Origin of the sequence: Klebsiella sp. 2-CIP_Kleb., from assembly GCF_050378715.1 — a bacterium.
Classification (GTDB): Bacteria; Pseudomonadota; Gammaproteobacteria; order Enterobacterales; family Enterobacteriaceae; genus Klebsiella; species Klebsiella quasipneumoniae.
Genome location: NZ_JBNRLG010000011.1, coordinates 45,182 through 65,178 on the forward strand (window position 1 = coordinate 45,182; position 19,997 = coordinate 65,178).

17 protein-coding genes and 4 tRNA genes are annotated in these 19,997 nt (G+C 57.3%); 2 read left to right on the forward strand and 19 right to left on the reverse strand.

What is annotated here, in order from left to right; all coding sequences use genetic code 11:
* The first annotated feature begins 6 nt into the window (after nucleotides 1–6).
* Both hemX and hemY read left to right on the forward strand, forming a co-directional pair.
* A complete protein-coding gene (hemX, locus tag ACQUTP_RS24010) occupies nucleotides 7–1,197 on the forward strand; it encodes a uroporphyrinogen-III C-methyltransferase (RefSeq protein ID WP_004886808.1) in 1,191 nt (396 codons plus the stop codon).
* Between the two features lie 3 nt (nucleotides 1,198–1,200).
* Complete coding sequence (gene hemY, locus ACQUTP_RS24015) at nucleotides 1,201–2,397, forward strand: protoheme IX biogenesis protein HemY (RefSeq protein WP_004886811.1); 1,197 nt, start codon at nucleotides 1,201–1,203, stop codon at nucleotides 2,395–2,397.
* Nucleotides 2,398–2,858: 461 nt separating this feature from the next.
* Here the strand turns inward: hemY and ACQUTP_RS24020 are convergent.
* From ACQUTP_RS24020 to trxA, 19 genes are all read right to left on the reverse strand, one after another.
* Nucleotides 2,859–2,935 (reverse strand) — tRNA-Pro (locus tag ACQUTP_RS24020).
* Between the two features lie 42 nt (nucleotides 2,936–2,977).
* Nucleotides 2,978–3,064 (reverse strand) — tRNA-Leu (locus ACQUTP_RS24025).
* A 23-nt stretch (nucleotides 3,065–3,087) separates the two neighbouring features.
* Nucleotides 3,088–3,163: transfer RNA gene (locus tag ACQUTP_RS24030), tRNA-His, on the reverse strand.
* Between the two features lie 55 nt (nucleotides 3,164–3,218).
* Nucleotides 3,219–3,295: transfer RNA gene (locus ACQUTP_RS24035), tRNA-Arg, on the reverse strand.
* Between the two features lie 102 nt (nucleotides 3,296–3,397).
* Nucleotides 3,398–4,783, reverse strand: coding sequence for a bifunctional threonine/serine APC transporter ThrP (thrP, locus tag ACQUTP_RS24040; protein ID WP_004886813.1), 1,386 nt, complete (start codon nucleotides 4,781–4,783; stop codon nucleotides 3,398–3,400).
* Between the two features lie 205 nt (nucleotides 4,784–4,988).
* The gene (gene wecG, locus ACQUTP_RS24045) at nucleotides 4,989–5,729 is read right to left on the reverse strand and encodes a lipopolysaccharide N-acetylmannosaminouronosyltransferase (RefSeq protein WP_004886818.1); all 741 of its coding nucleotides are present in this window, start codon (nucleotides 5,727–5,729) and stop codon (nucleotides 4,989–4,991) included.
* Between the two features lie 11 nt (nucleotides 5,730–5,740).
* Nucleotides 5,741–7,087 (reverse strand): ECA oligosaccharide polymerase, encoded by a 1,347-nt coding sequence (gene wzyE / locus ACQUTP_RS24050; RefSeq protein ID WP_004886822.1) that lies wholly within the window; start codon nucleotides 7,085–7,087, stop codon nucleotides 5,741–5,743.
* Nucleotides 7,084–8,160, reverse strand: a complete 1,077-nt coding sequence (locus tag ACQUTP_RS24055) for a TDP-N-acetylfucosamine:lipid II N-acetylfucosaminyltransferase (RefSeq protein WP_004886826.1) — start codon at nucleotides 8,158–8,160, stop codon at nucleotides 7,084–7,086. Before ACQUTP_RS24055 ends, wzyE begins: the two co-directional genes overlap by 4 nt.
* The gene (gene wzxE / locus ACQUTP_RS24060) at nucleotides 8,157–9,407 is read right to left on the reverse strand and encodes a lipid III flippase WzxE (protein WP_100098561.1); all 1,251 of its coding nucleotides are present in this window, start codon (nucleotides 9,405–9,407) and stop codon (nucleotides 8,157–8,159) included. The genes ACQUTP_RS24055 and wzxE overlap by 4 nt, the downstream gene beginning before the upstream one ends.
* Before the next feature lies 1 nt (nucleotide 9,408).
* Nucleotides 9,409–10,539: a dTDP-4-amino-4,6-dideoxygalactose transaminase gene (gene rffA, locus ACQUTP_RS24065; protein ID WP_004886831.1), complete on the reverse strand. Its 1,131-nt coding sequence runs from the start codon at nucleotides 10,537–10,539 to the stop codon at nucleotides 9,409–9,411.
* A 4-nt stretch (nucleotides 10,540–10,543) separates the two neighbouring features.
* Complete coding sequence (gene rffC, locus ACQUTP_RS24070; RefSeq protein WP_004886833.1) at nucleotides 10,544–11,218, reverse strand: dTDP-4-amino-4,6-dideoxy-D-galactose acyltransferase; 675 nt, start codon at nucleotides 11,216–11,218, stop codon at nucleotides 10,544–10,546.
* Complete coding sequence (gene rfbA, locus ACQUTP_RS24075; RefSeq protein ID WP_065878519.1) at nucleotides 11,196–12,077, reverse strand: glucose-1-phosphate thymidylyltransferase RfbA; 882 nt, start codon at nucleotides 12,075–12,077, stop codon at nucleotides 11,196–11,198. Before rfbA ends, rffC begins: the two co-directional genes overlap by 23 nt.
* Before the next feature lie 18 nt (nucleotides 12,078–12,095).
* Nucleotides 12,096–13,163: a dTDP-glucose 4,6-dehydratase gene (gene rffG / locus ACQUTP_RS24080; RefSeq protein WP_017899407.1), complete on the reverse strand. Its 1,068-nt coding sequence runs from the start codon at nucleotides 13,161–13,163 to the stop codon at nucleotides 12,096–12,098.
* Entirely contained in the window at nucleotides 13,160–14,422 is a 1,263-nt protein-coding gene (gene wecC, locus ACQUTP_RS24085) for a UDP-N-acetyl-D-mannosamine dehydrogenase (protein ID WP_017899408.1), read from the reverse strand. The genes rffG and wecC overlap by 4 nt, the downstream gene beginning before the upstream one ends.
* On the reverse strand, nucleotides 14,419–15,549 hold the full coding sequence (gene wecB / locus ACQUTP_RS24090) for a non-hydrolyzing UDP-N-acetylglucosamine 2-epimerase (protein WP_285756492.1): 1,131 nt from the start codon (nucleotides 15,547–15,549) through the stop codon (nucleotides 14,419–14,421). Before wecB ends, wecC begins: the two co-directional genes overlap by 4 nt.
* 56 nt (nucleotides 15,550–15,605) lie before the next feature.
* On the reverse strand, nucleotides 15,606–16,652 hold the full coding sequence (wzzE, locus tag ACQUTP_RS24095; protein WP_004886846.1) for an ECA polysaccharide chain length modulation protein: 1,047 nt from the start codon (nucleotides 16,650–16,652) through the stop codon (nucleotides 15,606–15,608).
* A 13-nt stretch (nucleotides 16,653–16,665) separates the two neighbouring features.
* Nucleotides 16,666–17,769: a UDP-N-acetylglucosamine--undecaprenyl-phosphate N-acetylglucosaminephosphotransferase gene (gene wecA / locus ACQUTP_RS24100; RefSeq protein ID WP_004886849.1), complete on the reverse strand. Its 1,104-nt coding sequence runs from the start codon at nucleotides 17,767–17,769 to the stop codon at nucleotides 16,666–16,668.
* Between the two features lie 240 nt (nucleotides 17,770–18,009).
* Nucleotides 18,010–19,269, reverse strand: a complete 1,260-nt coding sequence (gene rho / locus ACQUTP_RS24105) for a transcription termination factor Rho (RefSeq protein WP_002883293.1) — start codon at nucleotides 19,267–19,269, stop codon at nucleotides 18,010–18,012.
* A gap of 332 nt (nucleotides 19,270–19,601) precedes the next feature.
* Nucleotides 19,602–19,931, reverse strand: a complete 330-nt coding sequence (trxA, locus tag ACQUTP_RS24110; RefSeq protein WP_002883224.1) for a thioredoxin TrxA — start codon at nucleotides 19,929–19,931, stop codon at nucleotides 19,602–19,604.
* Between the last annotated feature and the right edge of the window lie 66 nt (nucleotides 19,932–19,997).

Sequence of the window (19,997 nt, forward strand, 5' to 3'; positions counted from 1 at the left end):
GCCATAATGACGGAACAACAAAATCAATCCGCCGTGGTTGAAGAGACCAGGGAGGCCGTGGAGACCACACCACAGCCAGAGAACACTGATAAGAAGAAGGCTGGCAACAAAACCAGCCTGGCGCTCAGCGCGATCGCTATCGCCATTGCGATAGCCGCCGGTATCGGTCTGTATGGCCTGAACAAACAGCAGGCCTCGCGTCAAAACGAAACCACCTCTGAATTATCAAGCCAGGTCGCGGCGCTGCAAAAAGCGCAGGAGAGCCAAAAAAGCGAACTGGAAGGCATTATCAAACAGCAGGCCGACCAGCTAAACGAAGCCAAACGCCAGCAGGAGACGCTGGCCAAACAGCTGGACGAAGTCCAGCAAAAAGTGGCGGTCATTTCCGGTAGCGACGCCAAAACCTGGCTGCTGGCCCAGGCCGACTTCCTCGTCAAGCTGGCGGGACGTAAGCTGTGGAGCGATCAGGATGTCACCACCGCCGCCGCGCTGCTGAAAAGCGCCGACGCCAGTCTCGCCGACATGAATGACCCGAGCCTGATCGGCGCCCGCCGGGCGATTACCGACGACATCGCCACTCTCTCCGCGGTGAACCAGGTGGACTACGACGGCATGATCCTCAAGGTTAATCAGCTGGCGAACCAAATCGATAACCTGCGGCTGGCGGATAATAACGATGACGATTCGCCGATGGATTCTGATAGCGATGAGCTCTCCAGCTCCATCAGCGAATGGCGCATCAATCTGCAGAAAAGCTGGCAGAATTTTATGGACAGCTTTATCACCGTGCGCCGCCGCGATGAAACGGCGGTCCCGCTGCTGGCGCCGAATCAGGATATCTATCTGCGGGAAAATATTCGCTCTCGCCTGCTGGTCGCCGCGCAGGCGGTGCCGCGCCATCAGGAAGAGACCTGGAAACAATCGCTGGATAACGTCTCGACCTGGGTACGCGCCTATTACGATACCGATGACGCCACCACTAAAGCCTTTCTTGAAGAGGTGGATAAACTCAGTCAGCAAAGCATTACCATGACGGTGCCGGAGACGCTGCAGAGCCAGGCGTTGCTGGAAAAACTGATGCAGACCCGGGTGCGTAATCTGATGGCGCAGCCTGCCGTTTCCGCGGGCGGCGCGCCCGCACCTGCACCGTCTGCACCTGCTGCACCGGCCGCCCCCGCTGCGCCGCAAGGAGAGTAACGCATGCTGAAAATTCTTTTACTCTTCGCACTGTTGATCGCCGGGATCGTGCTTGGCCCGATGATCGCCGGCCATCAGGGCTACGTCCTGATCCAGACTGATAACTACAATATCGAGACCAGCGTGACCGGGCTGGTGATTATCCTGATCCTCGCCATGGTGGTGCTGTTCGCCATTGAATGGCTGCTGCGCCGCATTTTCCGCACCGGGGCGCATACGCGCGGCTGGTTTGTCGGCCGTAAACGCCGTCGCGCGCGTAAGCAAACCGAGCAGGCGCTGCTTAAGCTGGCGGAAGGTGATTACCAGCAGGTTGAGAAGCTGATGGCGAAAAACGCCGATCACGCCGAACAGCCGGTGGTGAACTATCTGCTGGCGGCGGAAGCGGCCCAGCAGCGCGGCGATGAAGCGCGGGCTAACCAGCATCTGGAGCGCGCCACAGAACTGGCGGGCGATGATCTGATCCCGGTGGAAATCACCCGCGTTCGCCTGCAGCTGGCGCGCAATGAAAATCACGCCGCGCGCCATGGCATCGATAAGCTGCTGGAGATCACCCCGCGTCATCCGGAAGTGCTGCGCCTCGCCGAACAGGCTTATACCCGCACCGGCGCCTGGCAGTCGCTGCTGGATATCATTCCGTCGATGGCGAAAGCTAACGTCGGCGATGAAGAGCACCGCGCCGCGCTGGAACAGCTGGCGTGGGTTGGCCTGATGGACAAAGCGCTGGCCGATGGCGGCAGCGAGGGGCTGCGTGAATGGTGGCGCAACCAGAGCCGTAAAACGCGGGCGCTGGTGCCGCTGCAGGTGGCGATGGCCGAGCGCCTCATCGAGAGCGACGATCACGATACCGCGCAGCAAATTATCATTGATGGTCTGAAGAAACAGTATGACGATCGTCTGGTGATGCCGATCCCGCGCCTGAAGACCAATAACCCGGAACAGCTGGAGAAAGTACTGCGCCAACAGATCAAAGCCGTTGGCGACCGTCCGCTGCTGTGGAGCACCCTGGGCCAGTCGCTGATGCGGCACGGTGAATGGCAGGAGGCCAGCATCGCCTTCCGCGCCGCGCTTAAGCAGCGTCCGGATGCCTTTGATTACGCCTGGCTGGCCGATGCCCTGGATCGCCTGCATCAGCCGGAGGAAGCGGCCACCATGCGCCGCGATGGCCTGCTGCTGACGCTGCAGAATAACCCTCAGCAATAACCTGGTCTGGCTATCGCCTCCTGCGGGGCGATAGCGCTTCTCCCCCGCCTTCGCGTTGACGATCCCCTGAAAGAAAAAAACGCCTGCGCTGAAATCAGGGCAGGCGTTAAAACAGGTCTGTTTGACAACAAATTGGGTGCTTCACTCAACGTAATGTCCATGGTGTTTGATGAGGCATAAATGCGACATCTGTCAGTGGACGATAAGCACCGTAAGAACGGCTCTGCATCATTCCGGAGTTTATGAGGCACGAAGGCGAACATAAGAGATGGAATGAGCATCTACCCGGTTATTATCGCACAGGATCCGGGGAAATTGCATCTACCACAGTGATGAATTGAGAGTTTTCCTGACGCGTATTCTTAAGCAAAGAGAAGATTTTTTATCAGCAAGATCAGGGGAATAAGTCATGGCAGGAAGTAACAGAAAACAAAAAACCCCGCCGAAGCGGGGTTCAAAATTGGTCGGCGAGAGAGGATTCGAACCTCCGACCCACTGGTCCCAAACCAGTTGCGCTACCAAGCTGCGCTACTCGCCGAAATACTGCTTTTTGAATTTTTAGTTCAATTCGTTAAAGTCGTGGTGCGAGGGGGGGGACTTGAACCCCCACGTCCGTAAGAACACTAACACCTGAAGCTAGCGCGTCTACCAATTCCGCCACCTTCGCAAATTCACAACTCTATCAAATAATGGGGTGGCTAATGGGATTCGAACCCACGACAACTGGAATCACAATCCAGGGCTCTACCAACTGAGCTATAGCCACCACTGCAAACCTTTTACGCGGTATTAAAACCACCGCAGCTCCAGCACCGGGTTAATGGTGCGCCCGACAGGATTCGAACCTGAGACCTCTGCCTCCGGAGGGCAGCGCTCTATCCAGCTGAGCTACGGGCGCTTAGCGCCGTTGCGGGGTCGGATAATACGGACTTCCTCCCCCGCTGTCTAGTGCCTTTTTAAAGAAAATTATCGTTTGCTCATGCTTTGTTCGTTTTGACGCTTATTCAGCCGGATTATTGATTTGTCCCTGTCTTCCGAGGCCAAACACCTTATAAATCAGGGTAACGGCAGCAAGGAAAATAATACCGACAAAGAGCGACATCCGGGTTTCATCATTCAGCCCCATCCCGACAAGCACGCAGATCAGGAAAGCCATGGTGAAATAGTTGGCCCACGGAAACAGCAGCGAACGGAACGGATGGCTGGCTATCGCTGCCTGATGTACGCGACGGAAACGCAGCTGACTAATCAGGATCACAAACCACGGCACCATCCCCGGCAGGACGCTGGCGCTATAGACATAGACAAATACCCGCTGGGGATTAGGAATGATGTAATTCAGGCAGGAGCCTACCAGCAGGATCAGAATCGACAGCGCCACGCCGACGGCAGGAACGCCGTTGCGCGATACCTTACCGATCGCCGCCGGCAGCTGACGGTTCTTCGCCAGGGCGTACAGCATACGTCCGCAGCTGTACATCCCGCTGTTGCAGCCGGAAAGCGCCGCCGTCAGCACCACGAAGTTGATAATCCCCGCCGCGGCGGTAATACCGATTTTGGCAAACGTCAGTACGAACGGGCTGCCGTTGGAGCCGATTTGATCCCATGGGAAGATGGTGACGATAACGAAAATCGCGCCGACGTAGAAAATCAGGATCCGCCACAGCACTTTGCCCACCGCGCTGCGTAACGTGACCTGCGGATTTTTCGCTTCACCTGCGGTAATGCCGATGAGCTCCACGCCCTGATATGACGCGACCACGATACACAGCGCCGTCAGGAAGCCCTTCCAGCCGCCGGCAAAGAAACCGCCATGTTCGGTCAGGTTGCCAAAACCGATGGAGTGGCCGCCGTTGCCAAAGCCGAAGAAAATGACGCCCAGGCCCACGACGATCATCACAATAATGGTGGTCACTTTAATCATGGCGAACCAGAACTCGATTTCACCGTACAGCCGGACCGCCGCGAGGTTTGCCAGCGCCACCAGCCCCACGGCAATTAATGCCGGTATCCACTGCGCCATCTCCGGGAACCAGAACTGCACATAGACGCCGATGGCGGTAATCTCCGAGATGCCCACCGCCATCCACATAAACCAGTACGACCACGCGGTCAGGTAGCCGAAGAAGGGGCTCATATAGCGATGCGCATACACCGCGAAAGAGCCGGTGACGGGCTCAAGGAACAGCATTTCGCCCATTGAGCGCATAATGAAAAAGACGAACAGGCCAGCGATAATGTACGCCAGCAGCACGGAAGGTCCAGCCCACTTCAGCGTACTGGCCGCCCCCATAAACAACCCCACGCCAATCGTCCCACCAAGGGCGATCAGTTCAATATGCCGGGCCTCCAGTCCACGCTGGAGCTCCGCTTTTTTCTCAGTCATATATCCTCTTGTGTTTGCCGTATTCCGGGTACTCCCGGTTATTGTTATTAACTGAACTCATAGCCTTGCCGACGCGCAGGTCTCCCCCGCGCGTATAAAGCCTGCGAATGGTTAATTAATTTTGCGGAAATGGCAAATAAAGTATCAGGCGAGTGAAGAGATTACACAGAATATGTATGCAAACTCGCCTGGTTGCAGTGGAATATCAGAGCTTACCGGAATAATGCCAACGTAAATAGCGCAGTAGGCGGAACTGTCTCTTGATGCGGCTCGGCTGTAAAAGCAGACGATAGAACCATTCCAGCCCCAGATCCTGCCAGAACTTCGGCGCCCGATGCACGTGCCCGGTGAAAACATCGTAAGTGCCGCCGACGCCCATATACAGCGCGTGCGGGTACAGACGCCGACAGTCGCGCATAAAGATCTCCTGACGCGGGGACCCCATGGCGACGGTGACGATTTTCGCCCCGCTGTCGCGAATGCGTTCGAATAATGCCTGGCGCTGTTCAGGAGCAAAATAGCCGTCCTGGGTGCCGACGATATTCACCTGCCAGCGCTGGCGCAGGCTGGACGCCGTCTGCGCCAGGACTTCAGGTTTACCGCCGACCAAAAACACCGGTGTGCCTTCAGCGCCGGCGCGCTGCATTAACGCTTCCCAGAGATCGGCCCCTGCCACGCGGGACACCTGGGCTTGCGGATATTTTTTACGCAGCGAACGCACCACGCTGATGCCATCCGCATATTTAAACTCCGCCGCCTCAATCAGCGCCCGCACCTCCGGGTTATCCTCTACGGCCAGCATTTTCTCGGCATTAATCGCCACCAGCGTCCCCTCGCGGAGAACGCCGTCGGCATACAAATAATCCAGAGCGTGCTGCATATCGCGCCAGCCTATGAGCTGCAGCCCTCTTAACAGGTACAACGGCGCGGAAATGGTCCCAGTCATGTCCATCCTTCTCAGACTTGCGGTTGCGAAAGCGGTTTTACGCGCTTATGAATCAGTCCCACGCTATCCAGGAACCAGTACAGCAGTTTCGCCGCCAGCAAGCAGATACCAAAGATCACGAGGAAAAACACCACGCGGGAGCCGAACGAATCCAGGCCCTCGCGCGCCAGCACTATCATGTTGAAGATAGCGCCGAAACAGAAACTGTGCAGGATAGCCGCTTTATAGCGATTGCTCTCCCGGTTGCCCAGCTCATACAGCCAGTCGAACCATTTAATAATCAACCCGACCGCCACGGCGCCCAGCGGCACAAACCAGACGCCGCCCATCACCACCAGCGAGCCAATCAGCGTCGGCGAAATCGCCAGCCCCGAATGGTTGTTTAATACTTCCCAGGTAAAGTAGTTGGCGGTATTGAGCACCATCGTCGGGCGACCGTGCCACATCCAGCTGGGGATAAAGACGTAGAAATCGCGGATCATCGGCGCCAGACCCTGGAAATCGATCTTATCGTAGTTTTGCAGCAGCAGCGCCAGGTTCTCCCACGGCGAGAAGGTATCGCGTGTGAGATAGAGGAAGGTATAAAACGCTTCGTCGCCGCTGACGTTCATCCCGTAGCGCTTCAGCGCCAGCCAGAACATGCCGACGATGCCCAGCACGCCCGCCGCCGCCAGCATCCACAGGCTGATCCAACCGCGAATAATGCCGATAAACAGGAAGATGGCGAAGGCGATGATGATATTGGCGCGCGTCCCGCCGACGATGGCGTAGGTCAGCAAACCAAAGGCCACCGTGCTGACGAGGAAGAAGATCCACGCCTTATAATCCTGGCGCAGGAAATAGACCACCAGCATCGCCGGAATAAAGAAGTAGAAGAAGCGCTTCAACGCCACGCCGGAGACTTCAGCAGAGAAAATCTGGCTGTAGGAGTTGAGCTTAAACAGCAGGAAACCGTTGTGGGCGAAGAAGATGCCAACGCACAGCAGCGCCAGCCCCATCAAAATGCCCCACGCCAGATGGGTTTCTACCCGGTTCATGGTGAACAGCGGCCGATGCGCAACCTCACGCGATGCCGGACGCAGCCGCGTTTTATAGGTCACGTAGTAAATCGCGTAGAAGCACACCGCGATCAGCAGCGTCTGCAGCAAAATCTCCGGCGGCGCCACGCTGACGTCAAAGCGGAACACCAGAATACTGGTCAGCGGGAAACCGAAGAAGAAAGTCAGCAGAAACAGCAACGAGAAAAAGACGTTGAAGTTGAAGCGTACCCGGCGGAACTCAAACCAGGTGGCGGTAGCGATAAACAGCGTCGACAGCAGCCAGACTACCAGCAGCCCGCTAAATTGCATTAACGTCATGCCTGCCCCTCCGCCGCTAACCGTAGCGCCCGCTGCCAGCCCGTCAGATAGTTCGGCCGGAAGAAAGCGATACCCGACTTATCCACGCTCGCCAGTTGGCGCTGCGCTTCGCGCACCACGCTGACGTCCAGCGCATCGCTGGTGAACAGCACCGGCACATGCTGCTCGGTCATATCCTGCCAGAACGGGTTTTCGCGGTTGAGCACGCAGGGAATGCCCGCCTGAATCAGCAGGCACAGGGTGCCGATCCCCTGCTGACGCGCGAACAGGAAATAGCCCAGATCGCAGCGGCGCAGCAGCGCCAGATAATCATGAAACTCCAGTTTCTCGCTGAGGATCTGCAGATGCTCACCGCTAAACAGCGCCGCCCCCGCCTCACGAACCTCATTGATATAGGCCTCGTTATTCGCCGGATAGCCCATCGGCACGATGACGTTTACCGTATCGCCAAACTGCTGATAAATAGCCTTCAGCGCGGCAATATGTTCATTGCTGCGATCCCCTGAGTTACCCACCAGAATGGTCAGCGTGTCGCCGCGCGGCGCGTTTTCGGCCAGGGTATTCAGCGCCGGATCCATACGGGTCGGGAAATAGAGCAGTTCGCCCGGGACGCGCGGATGACGGTTTGCGAACCAGCTCAGATCGCCGCGGGTGGCGAAAACGCGCCCTACCCGCCCCTGCGCCAGGCGGCGCAGCGGATAGAACAGGCGGAACTTCAGGCTGGTGGCGTTTTCGTACAGATCCGCCCCCCAGATATGCCAGTTAAACTGCGACGGGCGGATACCACCGCCCAACAGCGCCAGCCACAGGCCGGTATTGAACTGGCCGTGGAAGAAAAAGCGCTGCTGGCGGTTGGCTTTGGCTTGCGCAATCACCGCCTGCGCCAGCGACTTCTTCCCCGGATAGCAGGTGATGTCCAGCGCCGGATACCCATCACGCACGCTGGCCTCATCACCGACGATCATAAATCTCCTGGCCTGCGGATCGGCGGCCAGTTCGTCGTTAAAGAACCGCAGTACGGTCTGGTTATGATGCGGGATATCTGATCCCAGTACATGTATCAGTGCTGTCATGCCCGTTTACGCCAGAGTAAAAACACGCCACTACAAAGGGCGAAATAAACAATATAAGTGGCCATATACGCCTGCGCCGCGCCAACCGCGCCGTGCGCCGGTATAAGCCAGTGTGAGAATGCGGTCAGCAGTGTGAACTGACTGATTTCCGTCAGAATATAAAAACGCAGCGACGCTTTGGCGATCACCAGATAGCCATAGACGTAGGCGCCTACTTTTAAAACGTCGCCCACCAGCTGCCAGGCGAACAGGTCACGCATCGCGGTAAAGCGATCGGAAAACAGCAGCCAGATGGCAAAATCGCGCAGCAGCCAGACCGTCAGGCTCGCCGCCGCCACTGCCGGCAGGACGAATTTCAGCGACTTGACTATCTCGCGGGTGATATCCGTTTTGGCGCTCAGCCGCGACAGCGTCGGCAGGAGATAGACGCTGAACGAGGCGGTAATAAACTGCAGATAGGCATCAGAGATGCTGCTCACCCCCTGCCAGATACCGACCGCCTCCCAGCCATAATGCGCCGCCAGCAGATTACGCATCATCACATAAGCCACCGGCAGGGTCACTGAGGTTATCAGCGCCATCAGGGTAAATTTCGATAGCTGTCCCGCCAGACCGTTATCCCAGCGCGGACGCAGGGCGCTCAGCGGGATATTACCCCGCCGCCAGAGCATAATACCCGCCGGAACCACCACCAGCGCCGGAACTAACGCCAGCCCCAGCAGCGCGCCCTGATAGCCTCCCAACACGTAGCAAGCATAGTAAGCCGCCACGCCGATCAGGCTCCCGGCAATCAGCGAGAAGGCGTTACCCGCCGCATCGCGAAAGCCTTTCATCAGCGCCAGCAGGAAGTTCGCCCAGGCGATCCCCATCTGTACCAGCGCCACCAGCCGTACCAGATTCTGATAATGAGTATGGCCGAACAGCCCCTGGCTTATCGGCACCGCGGCCAGTAAAAACACCAGCGCCAGCAGTGTGGAAAAGCCAAGCACCATCGCCGACGAGGTGCCCACCACCTGCTTCAGGCGCGGGGGATCGTCGTGATGCTGCGCCACCAGCTTCGTGACGCCATTAAATATCCCGGCCCCGGCCAGCACGCCGAGTACGGTGACCAGTTGCCGGAAGTTACCGGCCTGGCCAACGCCCGCGGGCCCAAACGAGACGGCCAGCAGCTTGACGACCAACAGCCCGGCGCCGATTTTGACCAGCGTCGATGCCGCCGTCCACAATGAAGCTTTTGCTAACGACATATCAGGAGAAGTAGCTCAGCAGCGAGTTAATCACCGTCCGCTGGTTCACCACAGACAGATTGTAAAACAGCGGCAGGCGTACCAAGCGCTCGCTCTCCTGGGTGGTATAGCGGTCTTCACCGTGGAATTCGCCGAAGTGTTCGCCTGCCGGACAGCTGTGCAGAGGAATGTAATGGAATACCGCGAGGATCTCCGCCTCTTTCAGCCAGGCGATCAGCCTGCTGCGATCCTCGATATCGCGCAGCTTAATGTAGAACATGTGCGCGTTTTGCCCGCAGTCGGCCGGGATCGTCGGCAGTTCGATACGTCCCGCGCGTGCCAGCGGCAGCAGGGCGTCATAGTAGTTCTGCCACAGCGCCAGGCGCTGTTGGTTGATGCGTTCTGCCGCTTCCAGCTGCGCCCACAGGTAGGCGGCCTGCAGGTCGGACATCAGATAGCTGGAGCCAATGTCCCGCCAGGTATATTTATCCACCAGGCCACGAAAGAACTGGCTGCGGTTGGTGCCTTTTTCGCGAATGATCTCCGCGCGCTCCACCAGCGTGCGATCGTTGATGAGCGTCGCCCCGCCCTCACCGCCAGCGGTGTAGTTTTTGGTTTCATGGAAGCTGAAGCAGCCGATATGGCCGATGGTGCCCAGCGCACGCCCCTTGTAGGTGGACATCACCCCCTGCGCGGCATCTTCCACCACGAACAGGTTGTACTTGTCGGCGATGGCCATGATGATATCCATCTCGCAAGCTACGCCGGCATAATGCACCGGGACGATCGCCCGGGTTTTATCGGTGATAGCGGCTTCGATTAACGTTTCATCGATATTCATCGTATCGCGACGGATATCGACGAAGACGATTTTCGCCCCGCGCAGCACAAAAGCATTGGCGGTGGAGACAAAGGTATAGCTGGGCATAATCACTTCGTCGCCCGGCTGGATATCCAGCAGCAGCGCGGCCATCTCCAGCGAAGCCGTGCAGGAAGGGGTTAGCAGGGCTTTTGCCGTGCCAAAACGCTGCTCCATCCACTGCTGGCAGCGGCGCGTAAAGCCGCCGTCGCCGCACAGCTTGCCGCTGTTCATCGCAGACTGCATGTAATCAAGCTCGGTTCCAACCACCGGCGGCGCGTTAAATGGGATCATGAGGTCACCTGTATAGCCAGTAGGCGGTGCTTTCCACATTAGCACCGCTGAGAATATAACGTTTAAGCGCGGCGGTGTTGCCCATCTGGGTCGCCACCCGCAGTGTAGAAAGTCCGCGCGAAGCGGCCCAGTACCGCGCCGCCTGCATCAGCTGCGCCCCGGCGCCGCGTCCGGCCAGCAGGCCGATACGCGCCTCGGTGGCATTGAGCTGGCGCAGGGAGACAAAGGCGCGAATATCGCCCTCAGGATGGCGGTAAATCAGGCACTGATGGTCGAAGGTGCCGCGCACCGCATTTTCAATCCACTGGGCATAGAAGCGGCCGCTGGCATCGGCAGCGTACCAGGGCGCACGAAAGCGGCTCAGGGCAAAGGCCTGCGCCGCCAGCTCGCGCAGTGGCGCAATATCCGCCTCCACGGCGACGTCGGCGCCCGCATCCGCAGGGTTGCCCACCGGTAGCGCCAGATCGACCTCGCCTTCCACCAGCTGAAAACCCAGCTGCTGCAGCGCGTCGAGCCGGACGGTGTCGCTGGCGGCTACCTTCGCCTGCACCCGCGACCACCCCGCCAGCGCCTCAGGCGTCAGCAGCGGCGCACGCTCGTCAAAGTGAACGACGGCGCTGTTAACGGCAAAGAAGCGGTTCTCCCACTCCAGGGGATCAATACTGGCGCGGACGGGCACGGAGCAGATCCAGCAGATATTGGCCGTAGCCGGTTTTTTCCAGCCGCTTCGCCGCGCGTTTGACGCCGTCGTCGTCCAGCCAGCCGTTGCGCCAGCCGATCTCTTCCAGACAGGCGATTTTAAAGCCCTGACGCTTCTCGACGGTCTGCACAAACATGCTGGCCTCGATCAAGCTATCGTGGGTGCCGGTATCCAGCCACGCAAAGCCGCGTCCAAGCAGTTCGACGGTTAATGCGCCATCTTCAAGGTACATCTGGTTGATGGAGGTGATTTCCAGTTCGCCGCGCTCGGATGGCTTGACCCGTTTGGCGTACTCCGCCACCTTGCCATCGTAGAAATAGAGACCGGTGACCGCCCAGTTCGACTTCGGCTGCTTCGGCTTCTCTTCCAGCGACAGCGCGCGGAAGTTGTCATCAAACTCCACCACGCCAAAGCGTTCAGGATCCATCACCTGATAGCCAAAAATCGTCGCCCCTTCCGTGCGGGCAGCCACGTTGCGCAGCTTGGGGCTGAAGCTCTGGCCGAAGAAGATGTTGTCGCCTAACACCAGGCACGCCGGTTCACCGTTAAGAAAGGCTTCGCCGATGATAAACGCCTGGGCTAAACCATCCGGCGACGGCTGTACGGCATAGTGCAGCGCAATGCCAAACTCTGAACCATCGCCGAGCAGGCGCTGGAAATCGCGCAGATCGTCCGGCGTGGTGATGATCAGGATCTCACGGATCCCGGCCAGCATTAATACCGACAGCGGGTAGTAGATCATCGGCTTATCGTAGATCGGCAACAGCTGCTTCGACACGCCGCGGGTGATAGGATGCAGTCGCGTTCCGGACCCCCCCGCCAGAATAATACCTTTCATCATTCCCCCCAGAGATGATTAGCCTTGCAGCCCAAGACGCTCGCCCTGATAGCTACCGTCCTGAACCTGGCGCCACCATGTCTCGTTCGCCAGATACCACGCCACGGTCTTACGCATGCCGGAAGTGAAGGTCTCAGCCGGCGTCCAGCCCAGCTCACGGGCAATCTTCGAGGCATCAATGGCATAGCGCAGATCGTGGCCCGGGCGGTCGGCAACAAAGGCGATCAGGTCGCGATAGTGCGCCACGCCCTGCGGCTTATTCGGCGCCAGCGCTTCGAGCAATTCGCAAATGGTTTCCACCACCTCGATGTTTTTACGTTCGTTATGACCGCCGATATTGTAAGTCTCGCCCGGTTCGCCGCGGGTCGCCACCAGATATAGCGCCCTGGCGTGATCTTCCACGTACAGCCAGTCGCGGATCTGCTGTCCATTGCCATACACCGGCAGCGGCTTGCCCGCCAGCGCGTTGAGGATCGTCAGCGGGATCAGCTTCTCGGGGAAGTGATACGGGCCGTAGTTGTTCGAACAGTTGGTAATAAGCGTCGGCAGGCCATAGGTTCGCAGCCAGGCGCGCACCAGGTGGTCGCTGCTGGCTTTCGAGGCCGAATAGGGACTGCTTGGCGCATAGGGCGTAGTCTCGGTAAAGAAATCATCGCTGCCGTGCAGATCGCCATACACTTCATCGGTGGAGATGTGATGGAAGCGAAACGCCGATTTTTGCACCGTAGCCAGCGTATTCCACCAGCTACGGGCCGCCTCCAGCAGCGTATAGGTGCCCACGATATTGGTTTCAATAAACGCCGCCGGGCCGTCAATCGAACGATCGACATGGCTTTCCGCAGCCAGGTGCATCACTGTATCCGGTTGATACTGAACGAAAATACGATCAAGCTCGCCGCGGTCGCAAATATCCACCTGTTCAAAGGCGAAACGCGCATCCTGCGCCACCGTCGCCAGCGACATTAAATTGCCGGCGTAGGTCAGTTTATCCACCACCACCACGCGATCGGCGGTGTGCTGGATAATCTCCCGCACTACCGCCGAACCAATGAAGCCCGCGCCGCCGGTGACCAGAATGGTTCTCACCGCCACACTCCTTTGGTGTCGATGATATACGCCTGGGTGACGCTATCGCCGCTAACGGCTTTAAATTCCTGGTGATCGACCAGCATCACCAGCACATCGGCGCTGGCCAGCGCCGCATCGAGGGTCGCCAGCGTACACAGACCGTCGAGCTTCTTCGGCAGCGCGTGAATGTTGGGCTCAACCACCTGCGTCGTGCCGCTGTGCCAGCGGGCAATCTGCGCGGCAATTTCCATTGCCGGGCTTTCGCGCAGGTCGTCAATATTCGGCTTAAAGGCGAGGCCAAAACAGGCAATGGTCAGTTCGCTGGCCCGTTTGTTGGTGGCATTCAGGCAGTCCGCTACCTGCGCTTTCACCTGTTCGATAACCCATTCCGGCTTGTGGTCGTTAACCTCACGGGCCGTGCGGATTAGACGCGCCTGCTGCGGGTTCTGCGCCACGATAAACCACGGGTCGACGGCGATACAGTGGCCGCCGACGCCCGGACCCGGCTGCAGGATATTCACCCGAGGATGACGGTTCGCCAGGCGGATCAGCTCCCAGACGTTAATGCCCTGGTCAGCGCAAATCAGCGACAGCTCGTTGGCAAAAGCGATGTTGACGTCGCGGAAGCTGTTTTCCGTCAGCTTGCACATCTCAGCGGTACGCGAGTTGGTCACCACACATTCGCCTTCAAGGAAGATTTTATACAGCTCGCTGGCGCGAGCGGAGCAGACTGGCGACATGCCCCCGATAACGCGGTCGTTTTTAATCAGCTCGACCATCACCTGACCGGGCAATACCCGCTCCGGGCAGTAGGCGATATTCACGTCCGCCGCTTCACCCACCTGCTGGGGGAAGCTAAGATCCGGGCGCATCTCCGCCAGCCACTCAGCCATCTGTTCGGTCGACCCGACCGGCGAGGTGGACTCGAGGATCACCAGCGAACCTTTCTTTAACGTTGGCGCAATGGATTTTGCCGCCGACTCGACAAACACCATATCCGGCTCGTGGCGATCTTTAAACGGCGTCGGCACGGCAATCAGGTAGGCATCCGCTGCCACCGGGGTGGTGGTGGCGCTTAAATACCCCTGCTCGACCGCGGTCTTCACCACGCTCGCCAGATCCGGCTCCACGATATGAATCTCTCCACGGTTAATGGTCTCCACGGCATGTTGATTGACATCAACGCCGACCACCCGCTTCTGCCGGGAGGCGAACGCGGCAGCGGTTGGCAGCCCGATATAGCCAAGGCCAATCACTGAAATGGTAGAAAAACTCATAGCGTTACCTGATTATTTTTAAGTGCAGACAAAATTCGACGACATGCTTCGCCATCGCCATAAGGATTATGCGCGCGGCTCATCGCCTGGTATGCGGCATCATCCTCCAGCAGACGCGTCACTTCCGCGACGATGCGCTGGCTGTCAGTGCCCACCAGACACACGGTGCCGGCGGCCACCGCTTCCGGACGTTCGGTCATATCGCGCATGACCAGCACCGGTTTCCCCAGGGAAGGCGCCTCTTCCTGAATGCCACCGGAATCGGTCAGGATGAGCCAGGCCCGATCCATCAACCAGACGAACGGCAGGTAGTCCTGCGGTTCAATCAACATCACGTTGTCGATATGGCCGAGAATACGGTTCACCGGTTCGCTGACATTAGGATTCAGGTGAACCGGATAGACAATCTGCACCTCAGGGTGGATATGGGCTATCTCCGCCAGCGCCTGGCAGATCTGCTCAAAACCGCGGCCGAAGCTTTCCCGCCGATGGCCGGTAACCAGAATCATTTTTTTACCGTGGCTAATGAAAGGGTAGCGCTGCAGCAAGGTCTCCCGTAGCGCTTCATCGCCCAGAACCCGATCGCGCACCCAGAACAGAGCATCGATGACGGTATTACCGGTCACCGTGATGCGACTGTCGGCAATGTTCTCCCGCAGGAGATTCTGCCGCGAGGTTTCCGTAGGGGCGAAGTGGTACGTCGCCAGATGCCCGGTCAACGTACGGTTGCCCTCTTCCGGCCACGGCGAACTTAAATCGCCGGTCCGCAGCCCCGCCTCTACATGGCCCACCGGTATGCGCTGGTAAAACGCCGCCAGGCTCGCCGCCATCGTGGTGGTGGTATCGCCATGCACCAGCACCACGTCGGGTTTAAACGACTCCAGGACCGGCTTCAGCCCCTCAAGAATACGGCAGGTGATCTCGGTGAGCCCCTGCCCCGGCTTCATGATGTTGAGATCGTAGTCCGGGGTGATGGAGAATAGTTTCAACACCTGATCGAGCATCTCCCGATGCTGCGCGGTCACGCATACTTTCGCCTCAAAATGAGGATCCTTTGCCAGCGCATGGACCAGAGGAGCCATCTTGATGGCTTCCGGCCTCGTGCCAAATACAGTTAGTACTTTCACATCGATTCTCTTCGATTAGGCGATGAAGGTCATCTGCCCTTCACCACAGGCCGCAATCACAGGACACGACGACGCGATAACGCCACGCCTGCGCCGATGAGCGCACCCACAATCCCCCACATCACCATCAGAAATACACGGCGCGGGCTATCGCGTTTTACAGGTTCTTCCGGCGTTCGCAAATACCGGTAAGTCTGAAAACGCGGGTCCAACGTTGGACCGACGTTCAACGTGCTCAGCATGGCGCGATTCTGGTCGTAATCGAGGTCATATTCCGGTCCGACGGCCTGCAGGTTTTCCAGTCTGGCCTGCAGCATCGGCCTGCCCAATAAAAATAGCTCTGAATCCGGCAACTGATCGGCAGGAACATCCGTTTCGCTGCGTGAGATGTTATGCTGCTGAGCGACCTTCAGCGCTTGCTCCACGCTGTGGGTCCGGCGGTTGAAAATAGCCTCGGCCACCTCCTCCTGGCGCTTCACCTGCGCCTTCATTTGCACCGTCCGCGCCGCCCAGGCGCCTTTGAGTTCGTCGTTAAGATGGCCGGCCGCCCGCTGGCTGGCGAAAGCCACATACTGGCGCAGCAAATTATTGGCATCCTGCCCAGTCTCGGCAGTCAGTTTGACGCTGTCATTGACGCTCTTGGCCGCATCGCCGGGCATAAACTGGATATTGTTAATCAAATCATCCAGCATCGCCGCATCGGCGCGAGCATTACCCGACTGGCGCTGCTTGTAGTAGTCCGTTTGCAGCCAGAAATCACGCCGGGTGTCCCAGGAGGCCAGCTGCATGATGAACTCTTTATACGCTTCATCCATGGCGGAAGGCTGATCCACCGAGGCCAGGTCGGCTTTGATATCCAGATTGCGTAAGAACTGCTGCTGGGAATAGTACCCCCCCAACATGTTGACAGTAGGCCGATCGGTGATCGCCGTGGCGCTCCACTCCTGGCGAGCAAAGAAGGTGTACACCAACACGATAGCGGCGAAGAGAACAGCGCCGCCGACTATCCAGCCTTTTCCTGCCCATAAAGCGCGAAACAGCCCGCGAATATCCAGCTCGTTCTCAACGTTCACTGCTTGTGCTCCCGGTAATGGTTGAGTCATCACATCCCCAGCTTTACTTGGTTAGTTTCGGATTATTGCCGCTGTGTCGCCGAATTCTGCGTCTGATGCGCTTAACCAGACGCGCCACTTTCCAGGCGCGCTTAATACAGTAGCCATAAAGGAAGAAGGCCACCAAAAAGAGAATTAACATCACCCATTCCGGCACAATGCGGGTATATTCCGCCGCGACGCCAACCAGCGCCAGCAGGGCAGCGGCCAGGGTAATCAGGACGAACGCCTGGCGGGAAGTAAACCCGGCGCGCATGATCAAATGATGAATATGCTGCCGGTCCGGTGAGAAAGGACTCATGCCTTTACGCAGGCGGCGATACATAATCGCCACCATATCCATCAACGGGATAGCGATAATCCACAGCGCAGTGACCGGGCTGATGGGATGCGTTTTACCTTGGGTGGTTTCCAGCAGGATCCAGATGATGGTGAAGCCAATCATGGTGCTGCCGGCGTCACCCATAAAAACTTTATAGCGGCGGCCGAGGGCGCCAAGATTAAGAAGAATATAGGGCAGAATGGCGGCGATCATCGCAAAACACCACATCGCCAGGCTGTACTGGCCATCAAACCAAAGGATGATCCCGGTCGCCGCAAAGGAGACCGATGACAGGCCGCCGAGCAGACCGTCAATCCCATCGACCATATTAAACGCATTGATGGCGGCCCAGACGGCAAACAGAGTAAGGAAGAAGCCGAAGGGCCCCAGCACCAGCTCCCACGAGCCAAAAATAAAGCCCAGACTACTCAGATGCAGATTCCCTGCCATCATCATAATCACGGCGATCGCGGCCTGAATGACCGCGCGAATTTTCACGCTGATGTCAAAGCGATCGTCCAGCGCACCAACCAGCACCAATACCCCCGCACAGGCCAGATACAGCGAGGCGTGAGGAATATAATAATCGGCGATAGCGAAGGTAAAACAGATGCCTGCATAAACTGAGATACCACCGACCAACGGAATCAACCCCTGATGCCGTTTGCGATAGTTTGGTTTATCCACTAACCCAATCTTTTTTGCCACTTTCCGCGCGACAAAAATAAAGAGGGTCGTGAATAAGAAAATACTGATTAATTCAGTAATAGCAGTGAGTAAATTCACAACGCATGTGCTCTCAGCATAGTTAATCCGGGAAGTATAGCGATGATGCCCCAACTCCAGAAGGGGAAAAGCAGAACATTACAAATTTATTGTATAGATTTTAGTCTGTTAAAGCTGTCTCCGCCTGCTGTCCGGCGCCATTATACGACAACTTTCGTCCCGCTTTCTCTGTCTCTGGATCATACAAATCCCAAAATGAAAACGCCACGCAAAGGCGTGGCGTTTCTGGCTTTTTTTACCTTACGAGCGCTTCATCATATCGAAGAAGTCATCATTCGTCTTAGTCATTGCCAGTTTATTAATGAGGAATTCCATCGCGTCGATCTCACCCATCGGATGGATAATTTTGCGCAGGATCCACATTTTCTGCAGCTCTTCCTGAGTGGTGAGCAGCTCTTCTTTACGCGTACCGGAACGGTTGTAATCGATAGCCGGGAAGACGCGTTTTTCAGCAATCTTACGAGAGAGGTGCAGCTCCATGTTACCGGTGCCTTTAAACTCTTCGTAGATAACTTCATCCATTTTGGAGCCAGTGTCGATCAGCGCCGTGGCGATGATGGTCAGGCTACCGCCCTCTTCAACGTTACGCGCTGCGCCGAAGAAACGCTTCGGACGGTGCAGGGCGTTAGCGTCCACACCACCGGTCAGCACTTTACCGGAAGCCGGGACCACGGTGTTGTAGGCGCGCGCCAGACGGGTAATGGAGTCGAGCAGGATGATAACGTCTTTCTTGTGTTCAACCAGACGTTTCGCTTTCTCGATAACCATCTCAGCAACCTGAACGTGACGGGATGCCGGTTCGTCGAAGGTGGAAGCAACGACTTCACCTTTGACCAGACGCTGCATCTCGGTCACTTCTTCCGGACGTTCGTCGATCAGCAGCACCATCAGCACGCAGTCCGGATGGTTGTAAGCGATGCTCTGCGCGATGTTCTGCAGCAGCATGGTTTTACCGGCTTTCGGCGGCGCGACGATCAGACCACGCTGGCCGCGGCCAATCGGGGAAGCCAGATCCAGTACGCGAGCGGTTAAGTCTTCGGTAGAACCGTTACCACGCTCCATACGCAGACGAGAATTCGCGTGCAGCGGCGTTAAGTTCTCGAACAGGATCTTGTTACGGGCGTTTTCCGGCTTGTCGTAGTTAACTTCGTTAACTTTCAGCAGCGCAAAGTAACGCTCACCCTCTTTCGGAGGACGAATCTTACCGGAAATGGTGTCACCAGTGCGGAGGTTGAAACGGCGGATTTGGCTGGGGGATACGTAGATGTCGTCAGGGCCGGCGAGGTAGGAGCTGTCTGCGGAGCGGAGGAATCCAAATCCATCCTGCAGTATCTCCAGTACGCCGTCGCCAAAGATATCTTCGCCACTCTTCGAATGCTGCTTGAGGATGGCAAAAATAATATCCTGCTTACGCATACGAGCCAGATTTTCCAGCCCCATATTTTCGCCGAGAGTAATCAGCTCAGAAACCGGCGTATTCTTTAATTCGGTAAGATTCATAGTGGTGTGGGTTCTTAAACTCGGGGTAAATCTCGAACTTAATGTTGTGAATGGTATGGCAGGAACTTCCATGCCTGTTAACGGCCTTCATCTCGTGTCTGTACGTTGCCTGGTCACAGGAAAGAACGCAGAACTGAAACGACTAGACGGAATGAGTGAAAAGCCCGGAATTAATAGCTTCACGCGCATTTTTTTGCGGGATGCTTCGGGTAAAACAAGATTCAAACAAGGTATGTTTAAAACGAAGTCTGTGGATTAACTTAGCACGACTCCAGCCGGGCGTCCAGAGTTCCGCAAAAAATAGGAATCTGGACGCCGGAACAGCAATTCGCTTACGCCAGGTTGGCGTCGAGGAACTCTTTCAGCTGACCCTTGGACAGGGCGCCAACTTTGGTGGCCGCCACTTCGCCGTTTTTGAACAGCAGCAGGGTTGGGATGCCGCGAATGCCGTACTTCGGCGCGGTACCCGGGTTCTGGTCGATGTTCAGCTTAGCTACGGTCAGTTTGCCCTGATACTCTTCAGCGATCTCATCCAGAATCGGGGCGATCATTTTGCACGGACCACACCACTCTGCCCAGAAATCGACGAGGGTCAGCCCGTCAGCCTTGAGTACGTCCGTGTCAAAACTGTCGTCAGTCAGGTGAATAATTTTATCGCTCATATTTAACTCCACAGGAATAAGCCTGGTGTGTTGGTGTCGTAGCCATCAACGACGCGCTGCAGCTAC

What these genes read in the sequence shown, in the direction of transcription:
- hemX (WP_004886808.1), top strand. Translation starts at nt 7, where the DNA reads ATGACGGAACAACAAAATCAATCCGCCGTGGTTGAAGAGACCAGGGAG.
- hemY (WP_004886811.1), top strand. Translation starts at nt 1,201, where the DNA reads ATGCTGAAAATTCTTTTACTCTTCGCACTGTTGATCGCCGGGATCGTG.
- thrP (WP_004886813.1), bottom strand. Translation starts at nt 4,783, where the DNA reads ATGACTGAGAAAAAAGCGGAGCTCCAGCGTGGACTGGAGGCCCGGCAT.
- wecG (WP_004886818.1), bottom strand. Translation starts at nt 5,729, where the DNA reads ATGACTGGGACCATTTCCGCGCCGTTGTACCTGTTAAGAGGGCTGCAG.
- wzyE (WP_004886822.1), bottom strand. Translation starts at nt 7,087, where the DNA reads ATGACGTTAATGCAATTTAGCGGGCTGCTGGTAGTCTGGCTGCTGTCG.
- ACQUTP_RS24055 (WP_004886826.1), bottom strand. Translation starts at nt 8,160, where the DNA reads ATGACAGCACTGATACATGTACTGGGATCAGATATCCCGCATCATAAC.
- wzxE (WP_100098561.1), bottom strand. Translation starts at nt 9,407, where the DNA reads ATGTCGTTAGCAAAAGCTTCATTGTGGACGGCGGCATCGACGCTGGTC.
- rffA (WP_004886831.1), bottom strand. Translation starts at nt 10,539, where the DNA reads ATGATCCCATTTAACGCGCCGCCGGTGGTTGGAACCGAGCTTGATTAC.
- rfbA (WP_065878519.1), bottom strand. Translation starts at nt 12,077, where the DNA reads ATGAAAGGTATTATTCTGGCGGGGGGGTCCGGAACGCGACTGCATCCT.
- wecC (WP_017899408.1), bottom strand. Translation starts at nt 14,422, where the DNA reads ATGAGTTTTTCTACCATTTCAGTGATTGGCCTTGGCTATATCGGGCTG.
- wzzE (WP_004886846.1), bottom strand. Translation starts at nt 16,652, where the DNA reads ATGACTCAACCATTACCGGGAGCACAAGCAGTGAACGTTGAGAACGAG.
- rho (WP_002883293.1), bottom strand. Translation starts at nt 19,269, where the DNA reads ATGAATCTTACCGAATTAAAGAATACGCCGGTTTCTGAGCTGATTACT.
- trxA (WP_002883224.1), bottom strand. Translation starts at nt 19,931, where the DNA reads ATGAGCGATAAAATTATTCACCTGACTGACGACAGTTTTGACACGGAC.